The sequence below is a fragment of the Catenulispora sp. GP43 genome, assembly GCF_041260665.1.
Lineage (GTDB): Bacteria > Actinomycetota > Actinomycetes > Streptomycetales > Catenulisporaceae > Catenulispora.
Genome location: NZ_JBGCCT010000024.1, coordinates 46,471 through 66,319 on the forward strand (window position 1 = coordinate 46,471; position 19,849 = coordinate 66,319).

Consider the following 19,849-nt stretch of genomic DNA (forward strand, 5'->3'; position numbering starts at 1 on the left):
TTCCGGCGGCCGACCCTCAAAGTTCCGCCCGACGGCCATGGCCACCTCCTGACACTGCGCTTACCGTAAGCGCCGTCGCAGTGCCCGGATACCCCGGGACAGCCTCGCAGCCGCCTTCGAGACCCTTGGAGCGTCCATGAATCCCACCCGTCGCAATGTCCTGAAATGGGGGGTCGGCGGCACCGTGCTGGCCGCCGCCTCGTTCGGCCTGCCCACCGCGGCCCGGGCCGACTCCCCGGTGACGCCCGGCGGCAAGCCCACGGACAGCTGGATGAGCTACCTCGACCCGAACCTGTCGCTGCTGGGGATGACCATCCCCGGGACGCACGACACGTGCTGCACTAACCCCGCGGACGGCACCGAGTGGTCGCACACCCAGAACTGGGGGATCCCGCAGCAGCTGAACGAGGGCGTGCGCTTCGTCGACATCCGCTGCAACGGACTGCAGGGGACGGCCAGCGAGATGGGCATCTACCACTCCAGCTACTACCAGGGCATCCGGCTGCAGGACGTGCTCGACCAGTGCCAGGCGTTCCTGGCGGCGCAGCCGACCGAGACGATCGTCATGCGGTTGAAGAACGAGAACGCCGGCGGCCAGGCGCTCAGCGACGCGGAGTTCCAGCGCCGCTTCAACTACTACATCGACACGCTCGGGTACCGGGGCCTTTTCCACATGTACGGCTGGCCGACGCTGGGCCAGGCGGCCGGCAAGGTGGTGCTGCTGGCCGACTTCGCGTTCCCGGCGTCGTGGAACCTGATCGGCTGGGCCGACAGCGCGAACTGGCAGTTCAACGTGCAGGACACGTACACCGGTGTCTCGACGGGCACCAAGGGCGGGCTGATCACGCAGCAGTTCGACGCCGCCTACAGCAACCCGTCGCCGACCACCATGTACGTGAACTTCCTCAGCCTGGCGCCCTCCATCCAGGACGGGCTGGAGTTCCCGAAGGACCTCGAGCAGACGCTGATGGACAACTCCATCTACCCGTATCTGCGCGCGCGGACCGGGCAGCGTGCCCGCTTCGGGATCGTGCCGATGGACTTCCCGGACTTCCACGTGAACGTCCTGGAGATGTTGATCGACAAGAACTTCGTGTAGGACGCCCGGCCCGAGAGAGCTCAGCGGCCGAAAGCCCACGCCGCCATGAGCGGGAACTCTTCGGCCCAGAACGCGTCACCATGCGACCCGGCGCGCTCGGCCATGGTCACGTCCGCGCCCGCGCCGCGTAACGCGAGCGCCCACCGCGCCGCGTTCTTCAGGAAGAACGGCTCCTGCGCGCCTGCCACGAGGTAGGCGCGCGGGAGCCGCGACGGCAGCACAGCGGGAGGCCGGTAGCCCGCCCCGGGCGAGGCGGAGAAGACCGCGCCGTAGACGTCCGGATGGCGAAGGCCCAATGCGAGCGCCAGTTCGCCGCCGACGGAGGCGCCCCAGACCGCCGTGTGCTCGGTGTCCAGCGCGATTCCGTACTCGGATCCGACCCTTCGGCGCACGTCTTCGACGAAGAACTTCTCGTGCGCCGCGAAGCGCTCGGTGTTGAACGGCGGCGAGTACTCCTCGAGCCGCGCCTGGTCGTCGGTCAGCCCGTGGACCCCGACGATCATCGTGGACGTCGAGCCGGCCCGACTCAGAGCCCTGCTCAGCGGTGCGATGTGCCATCCGCCGTCGGCGGCGAACACGACGGATTCGGCCGGATCCGGCGGTACGTAAACGGTGACCTGGCGGCCACCGTCGTAGTCGAACCGCTCTGTGGCGAACCCTCCGGCTGCGGGCGACATCGGCATTGGCTTTCTTCCAGGGGGTGAGGGGGGTGCGAGTCCGGCGCGTGTCGAGCCTACGCCCCCCACGCGTGGTCTGAGCCGGAATCCAAGATCCCCTGACGGCAACAGTCAAAACCCGGCATTGACTTGCTTCCGATCATGGGGTTGTCCGGCTAATCTTCAACAGCATTCAACACATGGTGTGGACGACACCGGTGGCATCTGGCGCGCGGTCTTGGAGGACTGATGTCGGCGAGCTCTCAATCTGATCGGCAGGGTTCGGGCGGTGCGGTCAGCCGGCGGGTGGTGCTGGCCGGCGGCGCGGCAGCGGGCGCGGCTATGGTCGGGGTCGCGGGAGCGGGGACAGCCGCGGCGGCAACGAACGGCACGGACACGGAGGCCCCCATGGCCGGCGCGGCGACTAAGGACACGGGTCAGGCGCGTGTCCGGTTCGACCGCTGGACCACCTGGGCCGACTTCCGGTGCGGCGAGTCCCACGGCGTGCTGCCGCTGCCGGGGCCGCGGCTGGGCGTCGTGATCGCCGTGCCGGCGGGGACCACGTCCTACACCGATCCGTATCTGAACACCACCGCGGAGTACGAATACGCGACCTGGACCTCCCCGGTCCAGCGCCTGGACTTCGGCGCGACGCAGCTGACCGCGCACTGGAACGCCGACGCCCCGAAGGGCACGTTCCTGAAGGTGGAACTGCTCGCCACGATGGAGGACGGCCACCGCGACACCTGGGTCATGGGCATATGGGCCCACGACGACAGCGAGATCGACCGCACCTCGGTCAACGGCCAGAGCAACACCTACGCGGAGATCGACACCGACACCTGGAACTCCGAGACCGGCCACTCGATGCGGTCCTACCAACTGCGCCTGACCCTGCTGCGCCGCCCCGGATCGCACGCCACGCCGCGGGTATGGCAGATCGGCGCCACGGCCTCCGCGGTCCCGGACCGCACCACCGTGCCGGCCAGCACGCCCGGTCCGGCCACCGGCATCACGCTGGCGGTCAAGCCGTACGCGCAGAACGTCCACAAGGGCCAGTACGTGCAGTACGGCGGCGGCGGTGAGGCATGGTGCAGCCCGACCTCGACGGAGATGGTGGTCGAGTTCTGGGGCAAGGGACCGACCGCCGAGCAGCTGGCGTGGGTCGATCCCACCTACGCCGACCCGTCGGTGGACGAGGCGGCGCGCTACAGCTACGACTACGGCTACCAGGGCACCGGGAACTGGCCGTTCACGTGCGCCTACGCCGCGTCCTACGGACTGGACGCGATGGTGGTGCGCCTGAACTCGCTGACCGAGCTGGAGGTGCTCGTCGCCGCCGGGTTCCCGGTGGTGACGTCGCAGTCCTTCACCCTCGCCGAGAACGGCTACTACGCCAGCGACGGCCACCTGTGGTGCGTCATCGGGTTCACGGACACCGGCGACGTGATCGTGAACGACCCGGCCAGCAACAGCGACTCGGACGTGTACACGGTGTACCCGAGGCGGATGTTCGAGACCGTCTGGCTGCGCACCAACTACACCAAGGCCGACGGCACGCCGGGGTACGGTTCCGGCGGCGTCGCGTACCTGATCAAGCCGCACGACAAGGCGCTGCCGGCGGTCGTGGACCCGCGCAATCCCAGCTGGGCGTCCGACCCCTGGGGATGAGACCGATTGAGGCCTCTGCGAGGCGGGCGTCAGGGGCCTCAATCACCTCCGTGCCGCGCGGCGAGCGCCTATGCTGCCGCGTATGAGCGTCGAGGAGCCCGAGACCACGGAGACCGCGCTGATCGACGGCGCACTCCGCAGCCGGGACGACGACCCGGCACCGTGGTCGGTGGCCTGGGGCCTGCTCCCGCCAGGTGTGGAGGCGGTCCAGGTGACCTTCCGCGACGGCCGCCGCGCAGTACCGGCGGCCCGCGTGGGCGTCCTGGGCCGGCACTGGGCCGCCGAGGTCGCGGGCCGCTTCGACAAGGTGGTGGTGGCCGGCGGCGCGGCGCGCGAGACGGCGAAGGTCAGAACGCGCGAGAAGACCCCGGAGCCGCGGCGCTTCTCCCGGAAGAAGAGCACGCTCCCGACCGATCCGCTGGAGCAGATGAAGCACCACTGGGGACTGGCCGCGGTGATTCTGCAGCCGGGCAGCGAGGACCGGCCGATCCTGCCGGATATCAGGAGCGCCGGCGGGGACTTGGGGGGCTAGGTCCGAATTAGGAGCCAGGTCCGAACTAGGAGCCAGGTCCGAACTAGGAGCCAGGTCCGAACTAGGAGCCAGGTCCGGACTAGACCGGGAACTCGATGTGCGGCAGCACCGACAACCCCGGACCGTAGCGCGGCGGTATCGGCGGCTCGGCCCCGGCGGCCACCACCGGCGGCTCGACGAAGTCGACCTCCATCTCGGACCGGTGCAGCGCCACGACATCGGCGGCCTTGGGCAGCCCGGGCTGCTCCACCACCAGCAAAGGCCGCTCCAGCACCGGCGAGAGCAGGTCCAGGACGTTGTCGACCGGCGCCGGCACAGCAGGCCGGTGCAGGTCCAGACCGGTCCACGGATCCTCCTTCACCACCACCGCCTGCCGCGCCCGCCGATCCGCCGCGGCCACGGCGGTCGCGGCCGCGTGGATGGTGGCGATGACGTCGTCGGCGGTCTCGGGCACCGCGACGAGGGTCGAGGCGGAGGTCGAGAGGTCGGTCGAGACCAGGTAGGACGCGGTGGGGCGGTCCGCGGCGTCGCCGGCGGAGGGCACGAGGTCGGTGGAGGGCGGGAGATCGGTGGAGCTGTCGGTGTCCGCGGAGAACTCGACGGTGTCCGGGGCGGCGGCGGTCTCGGGGCCGGCCGGCTCGGTTTCGGTGTCGGTATTCGTGTCGGTGTCGGTGTCCGAGTCGGAACCAGCACCGGAGTCAGAGCCCGGCGCGGCATCGGTGTCGGTGTCGGCATCGGTGTCGGTGTCGCGCACAACAGCAGAGTCGGCTGGCGCGGCGCTGGAGGACGCAATATCCGCCGAACCGTCGGCCTCATGCTCGGCCGCGACATGATCATCCGCATCCTCGGCGCCGGCAGCCGAGTCCTCAGCGGCGTTGTCGGCGTCGTCCTCAGCACCGTCCTCAGCACCGTTCTCGGCGCCGCCGATCCCGCGCTCGGCCGCGATCGCCTCCCTGACCGCCACCGCGTTCAGCGACACCGTGGCCGTCGCGTCCGGTCCGGCCATGCCTTCGGCGACCGCGCGCTTCACCGCCTCCACATCCAGCGCGACCGTCTTGATCGCGTCGGATCCGTCGACCAGCTCGATCCCGATCGTCGGGTCGTTCGGGTTCGCGCGCGCTTGGACCACCCTCTCCGTCTCTTCTCGCGCGGTCGCGGTCGCGGCGGGGCGCGTCTGGTGGTGGGGCGTCGGCTCGTTCAACAGCATCAGGTGCTCGCGGGGTCTTCGGGGGCGGTGCTCCGGGCGTGGAGTTCGCGGAGCTCGTCTTCGTCGGGGAAGTGGTCCACCGTGCGCTTCAGCAGGGCTCGGGCCCGCGGGTAGCGGTGCCAGTGGAAGGGTTGCAGGCCTCCGGCGCGGGGGTCGTCCGCGCGGGGGATGCGCAGGTTGAGGATGGTCGTCGCGTCGGGATCGCCGGCGGGGGTGCCGCCCTCACCAATATGGAGCGCCTCCTCCAGGAGGGCGGCGCACAGACCGTAGTGGCGGGTCTCGTATTGGAACGTGGCCTCGTTCTTCCACAACGCGACCATCAGGTCCCGGAGTTCCTTCGTGTCGCGGTACGCCAGCGCGGTGCGCAGGCGGTGCGCGCGGTCGTGGAAGGAGCGCGGGTTGAGCGTGTTCATCGCGTCGGCGATGAGCAGGGTCGCTATCTCGCGGGGCGCCTCGGCGTCGGCGTCGCCGGTCCAGTTCTGGTCGGCCAGCAGCCCCCAGGTCATCCGGTCCAGGGCGAGGGCGCGCCGGTCGGCCAGGGCGGCCGAGCAGGCCAGCAGCTTCAGCGCCTGCGACAGGCCGGCGTGGTACTCAGGCTTCGAGGCGTCGATCTCGCTGAGTTCCTGCCACCACTGCACCGCCTCCAGCAGGTCGCCGTCGGGCCCGGGCCGGGTCAGCGAGCCGGCCCGCTCGGCGAGCACCACTTCCAGCAGGGCCGCGGCCTCCTGGTCACGGGGCCGCAATTCGACCGCGCGCCGCGCATGCGAAAGTGCCAGCACATAGTCCCGCACTTCGGAGCGCAGTTCCCTGGTCCGCCGCATATGCGCGACGCCCAGCTCGCTCTGCAACGCGGCGACGTCGGGCGCCACGGACAACGCGCGCTCCAGCACGTCGACCACGCTCTGCAGAACGCTGACCGGCGCGGGGGTCTCGCCGTCGCCGGCGCCACCGGCGCCACCGGCACCGTCAGCGCCGGCACCGACGCCGGCCGCGTCCGGGGCCCGCCCGGACAGACCGGCCGCCGCGATGTTCACCGTCTTGGTCGTGTCGGCGATGAACGGCGCGCTCGTGGCGGCCATGTTCACCGTCGCCGTGGCGTCCACGGAGGCCGGCTGCTCGCCTTCCTCGGCACGCCGCAGCAGCTCCCGCGCCGCGTTCATCCCGGACTCGGCGGCGATCTCCGCCCACACCGCGTCAGGCTTCTGATCCGGATCCAGCGCGGCCGCCCGGGCTATGCACTCCAACGCGGGGGCCCACTGCTCGTCCAGGTGCAGCTCCATACCGCGCATGACGAGCGTCCTGCGCAGCAGCGCGGTCCACACCTCGTCGCGATCGGCCTCGGCGACCGTGTCCAGGGCCGCTATCGCCGCCTCGAACTTGCCGTCCTCGTACAGGAAGTGCTGCGGACCGAACGGCCCGTACAGCACCGCGACCCGCGCCGCCTCATCGTCCTCGGCCGCGTCGGGGTCCACGGCGTGCATCGCGTCGGCGAGCTCGCGCCACTCGGCCAGCGCCGGGGTGTCCGGCTGCTGGCGCAGCAGAGCGTCCAGCGTGGGGCTGATCTGCGGATCCGCCTCGCAGGCGAAGACGTCCATCCCGATCCGGACGCTCCAGGCGTCCACCTCGTCGCCGCCCCGGTACGCCGCCAGGTCGGCGAACCGCAGGTCGTTGCGCAGCTCGTCGAGCAGGGTGCGGCGGTTCCGGACGATCTGGTCGTGGTCGGCCTCGACGTCGCCGACCCCGACCACCCGCGCCCAGAAGTCCGGCGCGTACAGCGCCGTCACCAGGCAGCCGATGGTCCACATCCAGTACTCGTCGCGGTTCGAGACCCGGGCCAGCTGGTACGAGGACAGCCCGAGGGCGTGCAGCAGCCGGGCGTTCGTCGGGTCCTCGCGCACCAACGCCAGATACCCGGCGAAGGCCTCTTCATGACGTCCCTCTTCGGAATGCTGCCGCGCGGAGTACTCCGACAACGCCTCCAGCGCCGCCAGCGCCTCCGGCTGGTCCGGCTGGATCTGCAGCGCCTGCCGCAGATCGCCGAGCGCCCGGTACGGCTCGCCGCGCTCGATCGCCGAGGCCGCGCGCCGGATGAGCAGTTCGACGCCCTCGGCCTGGGCGTCGGCGGGCAGCCGCTCCAAGGCGCCGTCCAGGTCGCCGGCCTCGGCCCGGATCAGGGCCAGCTGGCGGCGCAGCGGCGGGGTCAGGGCACTGCCGCCCAGGGCGTCGGCCCAGGAGGTCAGGGTGCGCTCGGCCTCGTCGGGGACCCCGGCCTTGCGGGCCGCGTACAGCAGCGACTGCAGGGCCGGTCCGGCGCACTTCTCGCACCGGTAGGAGGTGGTCCCGGCGGGGCGGAACAGGTGCGTCCGGCAGCCTTCGCGACCGCATCCGGCGCAGGCTCCGACCGCGTCCTTGCCGCACTCCACGTCCGCCACCGCCGCGCACGGCAGCGACGGCTCCTCGTCGTCGGGCTCGGCCTCCGCGGCCAGACGCTGCGCGGCGACCAGCGGTCCGGCGTTGGCGATCTCCTGGATGTCCAGGCTCTGGGTGTCGTCGTCGCGGAGCTCGGGCTCGGCGTCGGCGTCCGGGTCCGCGTCAACATCCTGCGATCCGGCCGAGCCGCCGTTGGCGACGTCGTTGCCCAGGAAGCGCTGGTACCACCGCACGGCGTCGTACCAGTGACCGGTGCGCTCGGCGTACAGCGCACGGGCCCGGGCGACCGCCGGATCGCAGTCCGGGTCGTCGGGCAGTTCGGCCAGCAGGGGCTCGGCGTCCTCGATCCGATCCTCCAGCAGCGCGGCCACGGCCAAGTGGCAGCGGTCGCGCATCCGGCCTTCGACGTCGAGGAACGTCCCCAGGCCCCCGGTGGCGCCGCCGGCCAGGTCGACCAGGGCCCGCAGCCGGTTCTGCCGGCCGCGCAGGCCGTCCACCGGCTCGTTGACCGGAAGCGAGGCGGCCAGGTCCAGCGCCACGGCCGCCTTCTCGCGGTTGTCGGGTATCTCGCGCCCGGCCATCAGCATCCAGGCCGCCTCGCGCAGCGCGGCCTCGCGCAGCGCTATTCGGAACTCGCCGACCTCCGGGGAGTCCAAGTAAGCGATCTGCCACTGCAACCGCGCGGCCGTCGGGTCGCTGCCGAGGCGCTTGCGCGCTTCCCGGTCGCGGGCCACCGCGGTCCAGTCCCGCAGTTCGGTGGTGCCCAGCCGGTCCCAGGTGTCGATGGCGGCGGCCGGGTTGTTGGCCCTCAGCTGCGCCAGGCCGTAGTGGAAGGTGGCCATGCCGCCCCAGTAGGACGACTGTCCGGACTCCGATTCGAGCAGGCCCTGGGCCTCCTTGCGGCGGCCGGCGGCCAGCAGTACGGCACCGAGCCGAATCCGCGCGGCGTGCGAATGCGCGTCGTGCCGCAGCGCGGCCTGGTAGTGCGCGATCGCCTCGGCCGGGCGGCCGGCCTGCTCGCGCAGCAGCGCCAGGCCCAGCCGGGCCGGGGCGAAGGCCGCCTCGACGGCCAGGGAGTTGCTGAAGTGGTTCCACGCCAGGTCGTCCTCGCCGAGCTGCACGGCGAGCCGGCCCAGCGAGTAGTGGACCCGCGGGTCCTGGGGCGCGTACTGGGACGCGGTGCGCAGGTCGGTCTCGGCCTGGTCGGTGCGGCCCATCTGCTGGTGCGCCAGGCCCCGGAACAGCAGCGCCTCAGGACGCAGCCACGCCCCGCGCGACCACGGCGAGGCCGGGCCGGTGCCGCGGCGGAAGGCCTCGTCGTAGGCGGAGATCGCGTCGTCGTAGCGCAGCAGGGTGCTGAGCTGGATGCCCCAGCGGAACCACAGCTCGCCGCTGCCGCCGGGCACCGCGGCGGCCAGCAGGTCCTCGGCCTCCTTGACCCGGCCGTCGCGGCGCATCATGGTGGTCAGCGCCAGCACCGGCCAGTCGACGCCGGGCAGCGCGGCCAGCGCGGCCCGGGCCGTGGCCTCCCGCTGCGCGGTGGGCCCGGTGGTGCAGGCCTTCTGGAGCCACATGACGGTGCGGATCGCGGTGTCCTCGTCGCCCGGCTCCAGGCCGTAGGTGATCGCCTTCAGGAAGTCGATGATCGGCTTGAGGTCGCCGTCCTCGGCCCGCAACCGCTCCTCGGCGAACTGCCGCACCAGCCAGCGCGGCAGCTGCCGGAAGGGCTCGGGGAGCAACGGGTAGGCCTCGCGGAAGCGGACCATGGCGTCGGTGAAGATGCCCATCGCCAGGATGGTCTCGGCCTCGCCGAGCAGAGCAAGACCCCGATAATGCTGCAGATCCTCAGGCGCGGAGGCCAGACGTCGGGCCAGGCGCGCATAGCGATCGCGAGCCCGCTCCTGTTGACCCACCGCAGCCAGGTCCTCCGCCTTGGCGAACTCCTGGGTGATCCACTGCGGGTCCGTCCCTCGTCCACGCCCCAGCAAGGCCACACCGTCCCATCAACCCGTATCGCTGCCTACAGCTTGACACAAGCGCCCCCACCCGCGCCGGGCCGGACGCTGCTTCGCGGGCACCGACCTGTCGCTTTCCCTACGAGTGCGACACAGTTCACCCCGTCTACACCCCAAGATCACTCGGAGTTGCGCACCGCTTACCCCTTCTCGTTCGCCGGCCGCATATCGGTATCGACGCCTTGATCGCCGCACAGGTTCCCTCCGAATGGCAAAAAGCGTCTAATGCTTGAGCTGTGTCCATTGAAGAGCTAGGGGATGATCCCGAACTGCCGCATCTGCGCGGCGGTGTCGACGATGATCTTCTTGCCGGTCGGCTCCACCCCCAGGTACGTACCCTGATGGGTGCCGGTGACCACGTTGCGGTAGACGATCTTGCCGCCGTCGGCGAGCCGGTCCTCGGTGCGGATGTGCAGGTCGGGGAGGGCCGCCAGCAGCATCCGGAACACGGTCTTCTGGAGCTCGGCGCCGCTGATCGGGAGCTTCAGCGGGGTGCTCACGATCGGTTCGCTCCGTGGGAGTCGTTTGTGCCGGTGTCGCTTCTCACCATCAAGACGAGTCGACGACACCGGCAGTGACATCACCGGCGGAGCGCGGGTCAGTACAACTAGCCGCGGGTCTCCTTCAGGAACACCGGGTTGGTCAGGGCCGCCATCGGGCCGAACAGCAGGGCGTCGCCCATCGTGTTGCCCTGGCCCGGGGTGCCGTCGGCCATCGGGTGGCGGACCTCGGCGCGGACGTAGGCGGCCAGCGAGGGCGTGGTGCGCCACACGACGACGCCGTCGCCGGCGGCGTCCAGCGACTGCTGGAACATCTGGCCCTCGTCGGTGATGAGGCGGACGGTGCCGTTCGGGACGCCGTGCACCTCCAGCCGGACGTCGACCGGGGCCTGCGCGGGCGCCTTCAGGGTCTGGCCGATGCCGGCCTGCTTGCCGGCGCCGGTCACGGTGAAGTCCAGGGTCACCGCGCTGGACTCGGCGATCCAGTTACGGCCGGCGCGCAAGCCGTCCATGACCGCGTCGGTGCGCAGGTCGTCGGCGTACACGACGTTGTGCGGCAGGCCGATCACCTGCGGGACGCTGTGCGCGTCGCTGTTGCCCACGGCCGGCAGCCAGCGGGTGCCGGAGCGGACCGCCTCGCCGAGCTTCTGGTCCCAGGTGCTCACGGCGTGCTCGTCGTCGTAGGTCCAGGGGCCGGTCCACACTTCGGTGACGTCGGCGTCGTCGAACCCGAACTTCCACTGGCAGGCGACGTAGGCGCAGTACATGTGCGCCGGCGCGACGATGCCGCCGTGCTTGCGCACCTCGCGGGCGAAGCGCGGGAAGGCGTCGTCGCGGCTGCGGTAGCGCCAGTCGATCCACTCCCCGGCCGGCAGGCCCATGGCGACCCAGTGCCCGTTGCGGGTGGTGACCTCCTCGCCGGTGATGATCAGCAGGTCCGGTCCGGCGTACTGGCCCCAGACGCCGTGCGAGGAGTTGGTGTTGTGGTCGGTGGAGACCATGAAGTCCAGGTTCGCCGCGCGGGCGCCGGCGGCGACCTCGCTGGGCAGCCGCTTGCCGTCGGAGTAGACGGTGTGCAGGTGGCAGTCGCCGCGGTACCAGGCCTGGCCGCGGCCCTTGGCGCGGGTCGGCGGGTAGTTCGGGACGAACGGGGCGCCGGGCTTGCCGTAGGTCAGGGTGACCTGCACCTGGTAGTTCATGCCGACCTGCGCCACCTGGTAGGGGCCCAGGGCGATGTGCCAGGTGCCCTTGTTGACCGGGCCGGGCAGATAGCCGGGGGTCGCCTCACTGGCGTTGATCGAGAAGGACGTGCGGAAGCCGCCGGACCAGCCGCGGAAGCCGGGACCGCCCAGGGCGATGCCGCGCTCGTCGAACACGCCGATGTCGCAGGAGTTCGTCTTGTCGCCGGCGGCCACCGTGGGGTGGTCGTAGGAGTAGGAGACGTCGATCTGCTTGATCCCGGCCGGGATCTGGACCGGCAGGTAGACGAAGTCGGCGGCGCCGGTGTCGAGGTGGCCGGTGATGGTCTGGGTGACCTGGGTGCCGTCGGCCGGGGTGCCCCCGGAGGCGCCCGCGGTGCCGTCAGTGCCGTCGGCGGCGTGGGCGAAGGTCATCGGGGCCAGGGTGAGCGCCGCGGTCGCGGCGCCGACCGTCAGGACGCCCCGGCGGGACAGGCCGGAGGCGGCGGGGTCGGCCGGCTCGGGCAGCGGTGCGACGTTGTGCTCGCAATAGCCATCAGTGCACATGGGTTCCGACGATCGGTGACGCCGGTGAACCTGGCATGAGCGTCAAGCGAAAGGTTGTGGGCGTCGTGGCGAGGAGTCTTGAGGAATGTGGCGAGGGATGTTGCGGCTGCGTGGTCGCTCCGCTACCCGAGCCGGAGCCCCGGATGGTCCGGGGAGTCCGGGTACGGGTCCGCCACCGCCTCGGTCAGCGCCCGCAGCCCGTGCACCAGGCCCGCGCGGTCGGCCGACGTCAGGTGGCCGACCAGTGCCGTGACCTCCTGCGAGCGCCGGTCCATGACCCGGTGGACCAGGTCTCGGCCGGCCGGGGTGAGGCCGACGAGCTGTTCGCGGCGGCTGTCGGGGTTGGGCTGGCGCGCCATCAGGCCGGCGGCGGCCAGGCGGTCGGCCATGCGCAGGACGGTGGAGGGGTTCACGCCGAGTTCGGCAGCCAGGTCGGCCTGCTTCATCGGCGGACGGTCGGCCAGGACGACCAGGGTGCGCAGCTGCGGGAGGGTCAGGGAGTCGTCGACGTCGGCCAGGGCGCTCGCGGACATGCCGACGATCAGGCGTGAGGCCGCGAGGACGGCCGCGACGACTTCCTCGGTGTCGGCTTCCTGTTGGGCGGGATGGGTGTCCGGATGCACAGTCCGAGGCTACCCCTTGCGACAGCAAGGCTAACCATTGCTCAATGCAATGGTTGACGGACGTCCTCCCGGGATGTGACGTGTGCGCGCAGTCGGCGCGGCGGCGCGATGATGGAGGTATCTCCGTAAGCACGAGGAATGGGAGATCGAGATGACCGGTTTCGAAGTCCTCACCGCGGGCCGCTACGGCTATGCCGACCGGCGCATCCACCGCGACGACTTCGCACACCAGCTGGCGGTCATGCTGCCGGCCGACGACGACGAGCGTCTGCGCCCGGCCGCGGCGGTCACCGCCGACGACCTGGTCAGCGCCGCCAAACTGTGCCGCCACCTCGCCGAGCGCTATCCCGGCGAACCCCTGGCGCGGCTGGCGGAACAGATCGCCTACCGCCTTGAGCACCCGATCACCCACCCCGGAGCGATGGTCTACTACGCCGCCGCTCTGCTGTGCCGCGAACAGGAGGCCCTGAGCCGGGTGGAGAGCGCGACCATGGTGGCCGCGGTCCTGGAGGCCCGGGCCGCCGGGCACACCGCCGACGCGCTGGAGGCCACGGCCCCGCAGACGTTGCGGTACACCGTCAAGACCGCCATCGACGGCGACTTCGTGCGCGGGGCACGCCATTTGCAGGCCAACAGCAACTGAGGACGGCGCCGTCATTCGCCGGCCGCTGCGATCGAGGGCGCCAGCGACCCCGAACGACGGCATCCATCCGGATGAAAACGCGGCCCGCCGGGCCCTGGCGGGCCGCTCACGTGCGCAGCGGCGCGGTGAGCGCGGCGTCCCTCTTCGTCCTTCGTCCGCGACCCGGGACGCCGCCCCCCGCTTCCCACCGCTCCCCCACCTTCCGGGGCGGCGGCAGCCGACATCCCGGAAGTCCAGATCATCCCGCGTCGACCCGGTACTGTCACTGGATTGCGCCCCATACGCAAACCATTGACAGGCGCAGGGTGCTGTGCAGGACTGAACGCGACCGGCGGAGACGAGGTACGACGAGATGGAGACCATCGACTACGGCCCCGGGGACCTGGGCCGGGTCCGCTTCGTGGTGTCGCCGCTGGGGCATCTGATCCACGGCGTGCACGACGGCCCGTGCAGCCGGCAGTCCCCGTGGCGGCAACGATGGTGGCCCAAGGCCCGGCGCCAGGTGAGCCTCGGCTCGGCGAAGCTGGTCCCGCTGATCAACCGCGCGCACCCGGACGCCCCGGCCTTCCTGCCGCTGGCGATCGCCGGCGACGGCGAGGGCGCCGCGTCCCCGACCTTCGAGCAGGAACTGGACCAGCTGCGCGCCACACCCCCGCACCTGCTGGGCTACCGCCTGGCCACCACCCCGGTGCGCACCGACGAGGCCGACCGCCTGATCCGCGGCCTGCGCAACCAGGAGGACGCCTCGCTGCGCGCCGTCGTCGACGGCCTGCTGGCCCTGTACCGGGCCACCCTGATGCCGGACTGGCCGACCGTCGCCGAACGCCTCCAGCGCGACATATCCCTGCGCCGCCGCCAGATCCAGCGCCACGGCACCCTCCCCATGCTGACGAATCTGCACCCTGACATCACCTGGCGGCCCGGCACGGACCCCGCCGGCCCGGCCCGCGGCCTGATCCTGGCACCGTGCCTGTTCGGCCAGCAGCGGGCCCACGGCGGCCCCGGCGCCGACGGCACGCAGGTGGTGATCTACCCGACCGCCGACCCCGACGAGGCCCGCCCCGCCCCCGAGGACCACCTGGCGGCCCTGCTCGGCGCCGGACGCGCGGCGGTGCTGCGCAGCCTGCGCTCGCCGGCGTCGACCTCGGGGCTGGCGGCGCGGCTGGGGATCACGGCGCCGATGGCCTCCACGCACACGGCGCTGCTGCGGAACGCGGGGCTGGTGACGACGGCGCGGGACGGGAAGAGCGTGCGGCACGAGCTGACGGCGGTAGGGCGGGAGTTGGTGGAGTTGAATCCCGGGGAGGGGTGGCCCGGGGCGGGGTGAGGGGCGGCCGGGTGGTCGGCTGCTGCTGGCTGCTGGCTGCTCCCTGCCGCGGCCGGGTGGTCAGCTGCTGCTGGCTGCTGGCTGCTGGCTGCTGGCTGCTGGCTGCTGGCTGCTGGCTGCTCCCTGCCGCGGCCTACCGTCTACCGCGCCGCCACCCGCACCCTCACCGCTTGATCCCCACCCCCACCAACCCCCATATCTCCTCCCAGTCCTCCCGCACCTCGCCGTCGGGCCGCCACAGCGGCCGCGGCACGATCCCCGGCTCGATGATCTCCGTGCCGGCGAACAGGGCCCTGATCTCCGCCTCGCTGCGCATGTACATCGGCGAGGTCGCCTGGTCCCAGGCGCGGACCGCCGCCTCGGCCTGGACCGGGCGGCCGCCGTCGGTGATGTGCGAGACCACCAGGGCGCTGCCGGCGGGGACCGCCGCCAGGAACTGCGCGACGATGGCGTGGGGGTCCTCGTCGGGCGATATGAAGTGCAGGAGGGAGTTCATCACCAGGGCCACCGGGCGGGTGAGGTCCAGGACCCGGCGCAGTTCCGGGTCGGCCAGGACTTCGGCGGGACGGCGGATGTCGGCTTCGACGACCGCGGTGTGGGCCGGGTCCGCCGCCGCCACCAGGGCGCGGCCGTGGACGGCGACCATCGGGTCGTAGTCGACGAAGACGATGCGGGACTCGGGGTGGGCCCGGCGGGCCACGTCGCCGATGTTGTCGGTGCCGGGCAGGCCGCTGCCGAGGTCGAGGAACTGGGTGACGCCGGCGGCCGCCAGGAACCTGGTCGCCCGGTTGAGGAACGCGCGGTTCTCCTGGAGGATCTCGCGGGCCTGGGGGACGTGGCGCAGTGCCGTCTCGGCGGCCTCGCGGTCCACGTCGAAGTAGTGCATGCCGCCCAGCAGGTATTCGTAGATGCGCGCGGTGTGGGCCCTGGTGGTGTCCAGTTCCGGCGGGAGCCAGCCGGGGATCAGCGTGCTGTCGATGGTGTCGACGACGTCCATGGTCCCTCCGCTGCCGACCGCCGTGGGGGCGCCGTCGGCCGAGGTCGCGGCGGTTTCGGGCGGTCCGCCGATGTTCGAGGCCTGATGTTCGTGAACCACCCGGGAGAGCCTAGCGGACAACCCTGTGAACCGGACCGGGCGCCGGGCGGCACGATCGGGGCTTGACAGCCGTCGCCTTTTCGGCTGAGGTCGCCTGTCATTGTCCCGATACGTCGTGGTGCCCTTTTGTACGTCGTAATGTCGCCCCACAGCTGGTAGAAATTTTGGTCATGTCGAAGAATGCCAGGGCCCGACGAGTCCGCCGCCGCCTGATAGCCGGGGTGGCGGTGACCACCATGGTCAGCGCGGCCTCGGTGGCGACATCCGTCAGCGCACAGGCCGATACGGCCCCGTCCGGTGGTCAGTCGCCGGTGGCCGCTCCCTCAACGTCGTCGGGCCAGTCGGATCCGAGTTCGGATCCCTCGAGCCAGACGCCAACGCCGACGCCGACGCCAACCCCGACGCCTACTCCGACACCCACTCCGACACCCACCCCGACGCCCACGCCGACCACGCCCTCGTCGTCGGCCCCCTCCTCGTCGAGCCCGGCACAGCCGCCGACCACGCCCGCGCAGCCGCCGAGCACAAAGCCGCTCCCGTCGGCGCCCCCGACGGTGAAGCCCACGCCGGCGCCGACCAAGGGCAAGCCGACCCCGCCGACCACGACCCCGGCGCCCTACATCCCGCCGCCGGACCCGGTGCCGGTGCCCAAGCACCCGGCGGCCGGCGCGGGCCAGTTCGACAACGCGCTGATCGCCACCACCGCGCTGGCCTACGTCGGCCGCTGGGGCGGCCAGGCCTGTGTGGACGCCAACCGCTTCCGCTCCGGCCAGTGCCGCGAGTTCGTGGACTGCGTCGTGTCGCTGGCCAGCGGCGGGAAGATCTGGCCGGTCGACCCGGGCGGGAACTACCAGGTCGGGTTCAGCTCGGTCGGCGCGGTGCCGATCGCCCCGGCCGACGCCGTCGAGGGCGACATCATCCAGATCGGCGACCACGACGACTCCAACCCGCTGCACACCGCGATCGTGCTGACCAACCACGGCGACGGGTCGTACACGGTCGTGGACTCCAACTGGGTCGGCGAGCCGCTGGTCAAGGAACTGGTCGGGGTGCACGACTGGACCCCGCCGGCCGCCGCGCAGTTCTGGCGCCTGGGCGCGGTCAACCCGAACAACCCCGGCTGGAAGATGCCCAAGGGCGGCGTCCTCGGCGGGTACACCCCGAACTCGAACCAGGCCCCGGACACGGCGGTCAACCCGGCGCCGCCGGCCCCGACGGTGAGCACGAACACCGTGAACGGCCTGGCCTCCGGCACCATCACGGTGCGGTCGGTGGACGCCGATCCGACCCACCCGGCGGTCCGCATGCAGTACTGGATCGACGGCAAGTCCGCGCAGGCCATCGACAACGCCCCCGGCGGTGCGCTGCTGCCGCTGGACACCACGAAGCTGCCGGACGGCCCGCACGTCATCACCTCGCAGGCGATGGCCGACGACGGCGCGATCTCCCAGCTGTCCGCGCCGGTCACGATCAACGTCACCAACCACCAGCTGACCGTGGCGGTCGCGGCCCCGAACGCGCCGCTGCTCTCCGGCACGGTGCCGCTGGGCATCGGCGCGGCCCCGGCCTCCGACCTGGCCAAGGAGACGCTGACCGTGGACGGCGTCGCCGAGCCGCAGCCGATGGCCACCAGCAACCTGGTCAATCTGGACACCTCGACGCTGATCGCCGGTCCGCACCAGATCAGCGTGGCGGTGACGAACCGCGAGGGGCAGACGGTGACCTGGGGGCCGGTCGTCGTGACCGTCACCGGCGCGGCCACCGGGCCCCGGGCGGTCGTGCCCTCGACCGCCGCCGGGCACGCCGACCTGGTCGCCGTCGACACCACCGGGCGGCTGCTGCGGTACCCGTGGGTCTCCGACGGGACGTTCGGCGTGCCGCAGCCGATCGCCGACGGCTTCGCCGACGTCACCTCGCTCACGCCCGGGCACTTCACCGGCGCCGCCGGCGCGGTGCAGCTGCTCGCGGTCCGCAAGGACGGCAGCGCGCACCTGTACGGGTTCGACCCGACCGGCAAGCTGGTGGATCAGGGTGCTGTCAGCGGCGCGCAGTGGAACACCTTCACGCGGCTGACGGCCGGGGTCTTCACCAAGGACGGGCACGAGTCGGTGGTCGGGATCGACGCCGCCGGACACGCGCAGCTGATCACGCTCTCGGTCCCGCCGGCCGACAAGTCCGCCACAGCCGACAAGCCCGCCGCACCGGCCGGACCCGCCGCACCCGCCGACGCCCCGGCCGCGAACGCAGACGCCGCGCCGGCCGCGGCAGGCGCCCCGGCCGGCTCCCTGCCCGGCTCCCTGCCCGGCTCCGGTGCCACCTCCCTGCCGGGCTCCGGCGCCAACCCCGCGATCGTGCCGGCCGCCGCCGTCACGGTGAAGCCCGCCTTCACCGCCGCGGTGCAGGGCCTGCCGCAGAACCCGGCGCTGGCCGCCGCGGTGACCATCGAGGCCGTACCGGGCACCGGCGGGATCGACCAGCTGCTGTCGGTGGACGGCACCGGCGCGGTGTCCGCGTCCACGTTCAACGGCACGCAGGGATTCGTGCCGGTGACGGTCGTGCCCGGCACGTCCGCGGTGCGGCTGCCGGCCCCGGTCGGCACGCCGGTGGCCGGCGCGTTCGTCGGGAAGGACGCGGAGATCCTGGTCACCGGCTCCGACGGGCAGACCTGGATCATCTCGCTGGCCCACCCCGACCGGCCGGCTCAGGGTGCTGCGTTCCAGTCGGACGTCGCCGCGGTCCCGGCGACGCAGCCCGCCCAGGGCCAGCACAAGCTCAGCCAGCCCGCGGGGTGATCACGCGGGCGTGAGGGCGTGGACATGGTGACAGCCGCCCGGGAACTGGGAGGTCTCCCGGGCGGCCGTCTACGCCTTGTTTATCAGGTTCGACGTTCCGGCGCCACGGTGCCGGGCTCGCCGACGGCGGCCGACGGTTGCGCGGCCGCGCTCCCCGCGCCCTCCATCCCGTGCTCTTGACGCTCGTCCGCACAACGGTCCGTCAGTCGCAGGACCAGCACGATGTTCGCCAGAACCAACACGGCGACGAGCGTGGCCAACACGGACGAAAGGGACATGCGCTCTCCTTGCCGAGCACCGCGGCCGAGGCACCGGCGCTAAAGGGTGATCAGTTGCGGATGCTAGCAAAGGCGGCGCCTGGTCGGTAAGGGTCTGATTCGCCCTGTGACGCAACCCCGACAGAACGCGAACCCACGGTGTCCACCCGACCACCACCCGCAGTCGGCCCGGCGCTCCGGCGTGTCCGAATCTGACAGAACACCGTCATTGCCGCCATGGCCGCCCCGGGTGAGGATGGAGCCATGGCTGGAGCTCGGCGAGTGGTGATCGCGGTCTTCCCCGATGTCGACCTGCTCGACGTCACGGGGCCGGCGGAGGTGTTCGCGCTGGCGAACCGGGAATGCGGACGGACCGCGTACCGGGTCGACCTCGCCGGACGCCAGGTCGGGGCCGTCGCCACCTCGGCGGGCGTCCGACTGCTCACCGACCTGGCGTTCGCCGAGGTCACCGGCGCTATCGACACCCTGGTGGTGCCCGGCGCCGTGGACATCGGCGCCGCGGGGCCGGTGGCGCGGGTGGACCAGGACGTGGTGGCGTGGGTGGCCGCGGTGGCGCCCTCGGTCCGGCGCGTGGCCTCGGTGTGCGTCGGCGCGCACGTCCTGGCCGCCGCCGGCCTGCTCGACGGCAAGACCGCCACGACGCACTGGTCCACCGCCGCACAGCTGGCGGCGGAGCACCCGGCCGTACGGGTGGACCCCGACCCGATCTTCGTGCGATCAGGGAAAGTCTGGACCGGCGCGGGAATCAGCGCCTGTATGGACCTCGCGCTCGCCCTGGTAGCCGAGGACCTGGGGGAAGAACTGGCCCTGGCGGTGGCGCGCCAGCTGGTGGTCTATCTGAAGCGGCAGGGCGGCCAGAGCCAGTTCTCGGTACCGCTCAGCACGCCGCCGGCCGGCCGCCGCGACATCGACACGCTGCGGATGTACATCGCCGAACACCTCGGCGCCGACCTGTCGGCGCCGGCGCTGGCCGAGCGCATGTGCTTGAGCGAACGGCACTTCGCACGCGTCTTCCGCCAGGAGACCGGCACGACGCCGGCCGCCTACGTGGAGGCCGCGCGCGTGGAGGCGGCACGGCGGCTGCTGGAGAGCACCGACCAGCCGCTGGAAGAGGTGGCGGCGGGCAGCGGTCTGGGCTCCGTCGAGACGCTGCACCGCGCGCTGCGCAGGCAGATCGGGACGACCCCGGCCGCCTATCGGCGCCGGTTCCGCATCACCATCTGACATTTCATCAA

16 protein-coding genes are annotated in these 19,849 nt (G+C 71.9%); 7 read left to right on the plus strand and 9 right to left on the minus strand.

Annotated elements, in window-relative coordinates:
* Positions 1 to 136 precede the first annotated feature (136 nt).
* Positions 137 to 1,099 carry a phosphatidylinositol-specific phospholipase C gene (locus ABH926_RS37150; protein ID WP_370370649.1) on the plus strand — a complete coding sequence of 321 codons (963 nt, stop codon included), beginning with the start codon at positions 137 to 139 and terminating at the stop codon, positions 1,097 to 1,099.
* Positions 1,100 to 1,119: 20 nt separating this feature from the next.
* On the opposite strand, the gene ABH926_RS37155 is transcribed toward ABH926_RS37150, so the two are convergent.
* On the minus strand, positions 1,120 to 1,776 hold the full coding sequence (locus ABH926_RS37155; RefSeq protein ID WP_370370650.1) for an alpha/beta hydrolase: 657 nt from the start codon (positions 1,774 to 1,776) through the stop codon (positions 1,120 to 1,122).
* A 387-nt stretch (positions 1,777 to 2,163) separates the two neighbouring features.
* Between ABH926_RS37155 and ABH926_RS37160 the strand changes: the two genes are divergently transcribed.
* Both ABH926_RS37160 and ABH926_RS37165 read left to right on the plus strand, forming a co-directional pair.
* Entirely contained in the window at positions 2,164 to 3,426 is a 1,263-nt protein-coding gene (locus ABH926_RS37160; protein ID WP_370370651.1) for a C39 family peptidase, read from the plus strand.
* Positions 3,427 to 3,508: 82 nt separating this feature from the next.
* Positions 3,509 to 3,958, plus strand: a complete 450-nt coding sequence (locus ABH926_RS37165) for a hypothetical protein (RefSeq protein ID WP_370370652.1) — start codon at positions 3,509 to 3,511, stop codon at positions 3,956 to 3,958.
* Between the two features lie 79 nt (positions 3,959 to 4,037).
* On the opposite strand, the gene ABH926_RS37170 is transcribed toward ABH926_RS37165, so the two are convergent.
* The 5 genes from ABH926_RS37170 to ABH926_RS37190 form a co-directional block, all read right to left on the minus strand.
* Positions 4,038 to 5,087 (minus strand): hypothetical protein, encoded by a 1,050-nt coding sequence (locus tag ABH926_RS37170; protein ID WP_370370653.1) that lies wholly within the window; start codon positions 5,085 to 5,087, stop codon positions 4,038 to 4,040.
* Between the two features lie 77 nt (positions 5,088 to 5,164).
* The gene (locus ABH926_RS37175) at positions 5,165 to 9,583 is read right to left on the minus strand and encodes a tetratricopeptide repeat protein (protein ID WP_370370654.1); all 4,419 of its coding nucleotides are present in this window, start codon (positions 9,581 to 9,583) and stop codon (positions 5,165 to 5,167) included.
* 278 nt (positions 9,584 to 9,861) lie between these two features.
* Positions 9,862 to 10,110, minus strand: coding sequence for an ester cyclase (locus ABH926_RS37180; protein WP_370370655.1), 249 nt, complete (start codon positions 10,108 to 10,110; stop codon positions 9,862 to 9,864).
* 107 nt (positions 10,111 to 10,217) lie between these two features.
* The gene (locus ABH926_RS37185) at positions 10,218 to 11,855 is read right to left on the minus strand and encodes a CehA/McbA family metallohydrolase (RefSeq protein WP_370370656.1); all 1,638 of its coding nucleotides are present in this window, start codon (positions 11,853 to 11,855) and stop codon (positions 10,218 to 10,220) included.
* Positions 11,856 to 11,977: 122 nt separating this feature from the next.
* Positions 11,978 to 12,478, minus strand: coding sequence for a MarR family winged helix-turn-helix transcriptional regulator (locus ABH926_RS37190; protein WP_370370657.1), 501 nt, complete (start codon positions 12,476 to 12,478; stop codon positions 11,978 to 11,980).
* Positions 12,479 to 12,629: 151 nt separating this feature from the next.
* Between ABH926_RS37190 and ABH926_RS37195 the strand changes: the two genes are divergently transcribed.
* Both ABH926_RS37195 and ABH926_RS37200 read left to right on the plus strand, forming a co-directional pair.
* Positions 12,630 to 13,121 (plus strand): hypothetical protein, encoded by a 492-nt coding sequence (locus ABH926_RS37195; protein WP_370370658.1) that lies wholly within the window; start codon positions 12,630 to 12,632, stop codon positions 13,119 to 13,121.
* A 352-nt stretch (positions 13,122 to 13,473) separates the two neighbouring features.
* Positions 13,474 to 14,448 carry a winged helix-turn-helix domain-containing protein gene (locus tag ABH926_RS37200; protein ID WP_370370659.1) on the plus strand — a complete coding sequence of 325 codons (975 nt, stop codon included), beginning with the start codon at positions 13,474 to 13,476 and terminating at the stop codon, positions 14,446 to 14,448.
* A gap of 163 nt (positions 14,449 to 14,611) precedes the next feature.
* Here the strand turns inward: ABH926_RS37200 and ABH926_RS37205 are convergent, their stop codons facing one another.
* Together ABH926_RS37205 and ABH926_RS37210 are read right to left on the minus strand one after the other, a co-directional pair.
* Complete coding sequence (locus tag ABH926_RS37205; protein WP_370370660.1) at positions 14,612 to 15,544, minus strand: SAM-dependent methyltransferase; 933 nt, start codon at positions 15,542 to 15,544, stop codon at positions 14,612 to 14,614.
* A 301-nt stretch (positions 15,545 to 15,845) separates the two neighbouring features.
* Positions 15,846 to 16,109, minus strand: a complete 264-nt coding sequence (locus tag ABH926_RS37210; RefSeq protein ID WP_370370661.1) for a hypothetical protein — start codon at positions 16,107 to 16,109, stop codon at positions 15,846 to 15,848.
* Here ABH926_RS37210 and ABH926_RS37215 point away from each other — a divergent pair.
* Positions 16,099 to 18,336, plus strand: coding sequence for a hypothetical protein (locus ABH926_RS37215; RefSeq protein ID WP_370370662.1), 2,238 nt, complete (start codon positions 16,099 to 16,101; stop codon positions 18,334 to 18,336). The genes ABH926_RS37210 and ABH926_RS37215 overlap by 11 nt on opposite strands.
* A gap of 83 nt (positions 18,337 to 18,419) precedes the next feature.
* Here the strand turns inward: ABH926_RS37215 and ABH926_RS37220 are convergent, their stop codons facing one another.
* Positions 18,420 to 18,614, minus strand: a complete 195-nt coding sequence (locus ABH926_RS37220; RefSeq protein WP_370370663.1) for a hypothetical protein — start codon at positions 18,612 to 18,614, stop codon at positions 18,420 to 18,422.
* A gap of 243 nt (positions 18,615 to 18,857) precedes the next feature.
* Here ABH926_RS37220 and ABH926_RS37225 point away from each other — a divergent pair, with 243 nt between their 5' ends.
* Positions 18,858 to 19,838 (plus strand): GlxA family transcriptional regulator, encoded by a 981-nt coding sequence (locus ABH926_RS37225; protein WP_370370664.1) that lies wholly within the window; start codon positions 18,858 to 18,860, stop codon positions 19,836 to 19,838.
* Positions 19,839 to 19,849 lie beyond the last annotated feature (11 nt).